General features: G+C 62.1%; 6 protein-coding genes. 2 read left to right on the plus strand and 4 right to left on the minus strand.

The window, feature by feature from the left end; all coding sequences use genetic code 11:
* Positions 1-17: 17 nt before the first annotated feature.
* A complete protein-coding gene (gene copM / locus ACFHYO_RS01610; RefSeq protein WP_394317882.1) occupies positions 18-284 on the minus strand; it encodes a CopM family metallochaperone in 267 nt (88 codons plus the stop codon).
* A gap of 267 nt (positions 285-551) precedes the next feature.
* A complete protein-coding gene (locus tag ACFHYO_RS01615) occupies positions 552-875 on the minus strand; it encodes a four-helix bundle copper-binding protein (RefSeq protein WP_211096319.1) in 324 nt (107 codons plus the stop codon).
* Positions 876-1,635: 760 nt separating this feature from the next.
* Between ACFHYO_RS01615 and ACFHYO_RS01620 the strand changes: the two genes are divergently transcribed.
* On the plus strand, positions 1,636-2,079 hold the full coding sequence (locus tag ACFHYO_RS01620) for a c-type cytochrome (protein WP_036700233.1): 444 nt from the start codon (positions 1,636-1,638) through the stop codon (positions 2,077-2,079).
* 376 nt (positions 2,080-2,455) lie between these two features.
* The gene (locus tag ACFHYO_RS01625; protein ID WP_074826734.1) at positions 2,456-3,112 is read left to right on the plus strand and encodes a L,D-transpeptidase; all 657 of its coding nucleotides are present in this window, start codon (positions 2,456-2,458) and stop codon (positions 3,110-3,112) included.
* A gap of 62 nt (positions 3,113-3,174) precedes the next feature.
* On the opposite strand, the gene ACFHYO_RS01630 is transcribed toward ACFHYO_RS01625, so the two are convergent.
* A complete protein-coding gene (locus ACFHYO_RS01630; RefSeq protein ID WP_036700235.1) occupies positions 3,175-3,690 on the minus strand; it encodes a L,D-transpeptidase family protein in 516 nt (171 codons plus the stop codon).
* A 23-nt stretch (positions 3,691-3,713) separates the two neighbouring features.
* Complete coding sequence (locus ACFHYO_RS01635; RefSeq protein ID WP_394317889.1) at positions 3,714-4,106, minus strand: DUF411 domain-containing protein; 393 nt, start codon at positions 4,104-4,106, stop codon at positions 3,714-3,716.
* Positions 4,107-4,165 lie beyond the last annotated feature (59 nt).

The raw sequence follows: 4,165 nt of genomic DNA on the forward strand, positions 1-4,165 counted from the left end.
TGCGGCGGCCCGAGTCCTTACTGCTGACCCGCGTTCTCCTCGATCCAGGCGGTCATTTCCTCGATTTCCGGGCCTTGAGCGTCGATGATCTTCTGAGCCATCGCTTTCGACTCCTCGTCATCGCCATACTTCAACTCGACCTCGGCCATCGCGATGGCGCCGGCATGATGGGCGATCATCCCGCAGTGGAAGGCGAGGTCGGGATCCTCGATAGCGTGGGTGGCCATCATCGGACCGTTCATCTCCATCATGGCCTGCATCGAGGCTTGCTGGGCCTCATCCATGCTTCCATGCCTCCCATCATGCCGGACACGTCCATGCCCTGCATCATCCCAGGCATCCCGGACTGCTGGATCGCGTCCTGGCAGCCCTGCGGCAGGATCGACAGGTCGGGCATGGGACCTCCCTGTCCCGCCATGTGGCCAGCCTGCCCGCCTGTCCCGCTCTCCTGAGCGAAAGCCGCGGGCGCGGCGAGAAGGGCAGCAACGACGGCGGCGAGTTCAAACTTGCGCATAAGGGTTCTCCTTTGATGTAACTGGTTTCGGTGGGGATCAGGCCGCCATTTTCCGGCAGCTCTCGGCGCACCGGCGGCACGCATCCACGCATTCCTGCATGTCGCCGACCTGCTCGCAGCTCCGGGCGCATTCCTCACAGATCTCGGCACACTCACGGCAGAGATGCTTGTGATGACTGGTGCCGATCAGCATGAAATTCGCCGCGGTCTGGCAAATTTCGGCGCAGGCGATCATGAGCCGGAAGTGCTCCGGCTCGACATGCCGGCCACCTGCCTCAAGACAATGGTTCATGGCCATGCTGAGGCAAGTGCTGTGGCAGCTCAGGCATTCGTCGATGCAGCTCTGCATTTCAGGGGACATCTGGTGCATTTGTATTCTCCATCTTCGGAAAGCGCCGGGAAGAGAAGCAGCAAGCGTGGCGCTCGGCACTCGCAGCCAGCGATGACACGAAAAGACTTTCCTGGCGTCTTCAGACCGTCTTCTCATCCCTCCGGCGCGAGCGACGCCAGGCAGCAAGGCGCGACACGCGCTCACGATGGGTAACGATCAGATCAGATGGTGGTCCCGCGGCGGACGGCGCGGCCCATCCGGGGCAAGCCCGCTGAGCAAGGAGACTGGCATCACAAACTTCTGATCGCTCCTGCGCGGCTCTTTCAGATCGGCGGTTCGGCCGGGGATCAGCGCTGCCAGGCACGCATCTCCGCAACAGGCGAGCGTGTCATGGTTGTCATCGCTGGGCTCCTCCCCCACAGCCATCGAAGGAGCGTGATGCGGGACGGGGTCCGCCACGTTCGTCGCCGTCGGCGAAGATTCGGCGTGGACGGAGATGTGGGCATGACTGTGGGGCACCAGACTTCCGGCCGCCGCGCCATGGGCGATGAGCATGGCAGTTGCAAGAAGCGCCAGTGCGTTCGCAAGCTTCTGCCAGACGAATCCGGCTTTCGTCCGGGGGGTCCGCCGTTGCATCCTGTGGGAACGGCCGAGGAGGCGAAGTGTTCCGCTGATCAGGTGCTGCCGACATGCGTTCAGACCGTTTCTGCCATCAGTCTGCCGAAGTCACCGGCGACGAACAGCACGCGCGGATCGTGTTCCTGCAGGACTGGCTCGCCCAGCATGCCAAATGATGCTCCGGATACCAACCCTCATCGGCCTCACCGCCTCCGCGCTCATCGCCACCTGGATCCTTGTCGGGCTGCGGGCGGATGCGGAGAATGCCGAGACGATCGCACTGGGCCGCACCATTTACGAGACCCAGTGCGCCGCATGTCATGGCGCGCAGCTTGAGGGGCAGCCGGACTGGCAAATGCCTCTGCCCTCCGGGCGCCTGCCGGCTCCCCCGCACGACGCCACCGGCCACACATGGCATCATCCGGACGACATCCTGTTCCGGATCGTCAAGGAAGGCACCGCCGCCATCGTGGGAGGCGGATACGAGAGCGACATGCCCGGGTTTGCCGATGTCCTCAGCGACGCCGAGATCCGGGCCGTGCTCGCCTACATCAAGAGCACGTGGCCGGAACGCGAGCGGAGCTATCAGGCCGAGACGAGCGCGCGAGGCCGATAGATGGGTGGTCGGCGCGGTGTGGCAGGACATCATCCTCCTTGGGGTACGTCATTGTCGAGCTTGTGGCTCACGAAAGGGGCCTCCGTAGAACTCCTCTTCGGTGACACTGCATTCTTCCCGCCCCCAGAAGCCGTGCGCGGGTGCAGCAGGCGCAACCAGTGCCCTCGACGACGTGGACGGCCAGCACGGCTGCAGCCCGTAGCGAAGGAGGCCACCTGAGGTGCAGCCCAGCCCAGCGCCAACACCAGGTCACGTCGACGTGAGACACTTCGCCTATCCGTCTCACGCAGGCGTTATGGGTCATGATCTCCATTGTTCTTGAAGGGCAGCAGTGGGCAGCTAGTATCGCAATGAAAACAATAGCGAAAGGTGGGACATGACACAGGCAGATCGATCGAGCGGGCGCCGACAGTTCTTGACCGGACTGATGGCCACGGCGCTCGTCCTTCCGGCCGGACGGAGTTTCGCACAGAATATCGACCCTTATACCGGAATGCCTGTCTACGGGTCCGCCGGAGGGGCGGCCCCCGACCTCGGCGTGTTTCAGGTAGACCCGGACGCCGATCAACGCCGCAATCAGTCGTCATTTCGCGCGTGGCATTGGAGCGATTTCTATCCGAGTCTGGGAAAGGGCGTCATCCTTGCTGATGTGACCTCGCGGGCGCTGCATTACTGGTCTGCCGACGAATCGGTATACTTGTTGTTCCCTACAGCGGTACCCGTATCCGAGGATCTGACCCGCAGAGGAAAGACCGAGATCGTCAGAAAAGCGGAAAACCCTCCGTGGACCCCGACCCCGAGCATGCGCGAGAGAGATCCTTCGCTGCCGCAACGCGTCGAAGGAGGCGTGCCAGAAAATCCGCTGGGCGTCCGCGGCCTTTATCTTTCATGGCCTGCATATCTGATTCACGGAACCCACGACACCCGGAAGATCGGCCGCAAATCGTCGAACGGATGCTACGGTCTTTATAACGAGCATGTCCTGAAACTCTACGAGGTCGCCGAGATAGGCACACAGGTCGCGGTCTTCTGATCTACCATCGAAGGGCGGAGCCGGAGACATCTCCGGCCCGCCCTCACCTACGAGCCATGATATCAGGGGTAAATCATCACCGGCACCCCGAGGCGCAGCATCGCGAAGATATCTTCGACCTCGTCGTCGCTGACCGTGATGCAGCCCGCCGTCCAGTCCCGCTTCTGTCTGACCAGACGCTTTCCCTCCGGCCCGCGGCCATGGATCATGATATCACCGCCCGGATCCAATCCGAACTGCTCCGCAAAAGCTCGGTCCCGCTCATTCGGATAGGAAATCCCCACTGAAAGATGGTATCGACTGCGGGGATTGAAACGGTCGATGTAATAGAGGCCCTCCGGGGTCTTTCCGTCGCCTTCAAACTGCTTGTGGCCGATGGGCTCGTTTCCCAGTCCGAAGTCATACGATTTCAGGACCGTCTGCCCGCTGAGCAGGTACATTCGGCGCCGCTCCTTCTGAACGACGACCTGTGTCACCGGAGGCCCCAGGTACCTCTTCAAGACGGGGGGTTGCGTGCCGCACGCGGCCAGAGCCGCGAGCATCGTGAGCGAAAAATGACGGCGGTTCGGTCGAAGCATCGGCAATTTATATCATCCGGAGATTATTGCGCGGCGGCGTAGTGCGAGAACACCTCAACCGAGCCATCCCGCTTAACAAGATTGACGTCGTAGGCTTTACGCTTGTTTTCGGGTCCCATCCCGGGACTGCCATAGGGCATTCCGGGAACCGCGAGCCCTGCGGCATCCGGCCTCTCTTTCAGAAGGCGCTCGATGTCGGCCGCGGGGACATGGCCTTCTATGAAATAGCCGTCGATCTCTCCCGTATGGCACGACAACTGACTGGTCGGGACGCCCAAGTCCATTTTGTGCCGGATCAGAAGAGCACCGTAGCGTTCCTCGGATGTCACCTCGAAGCCGTTCTGGCGCAGATACTCGGTCCACTGGGAACAGCATTCGCAGCCGGTCCCTTCGACCACATGGACCGTTCCGCGGATAGTGTCCCACGCCGTGGTGTAGGAGCGCCGACCTTCGGAGAGGTCAGGGCCTGATCAGG

Source organism: Paracoccus panacisoli (assembly GCF_042435015.1).
GTDB classification, from domain to species: Bacteria; Pseudomonadota; Alphaproteobacteria; order Rhodobacterales; family Rhodobacteraceae; genus Paracoccus; species Paracoccus panacisoli.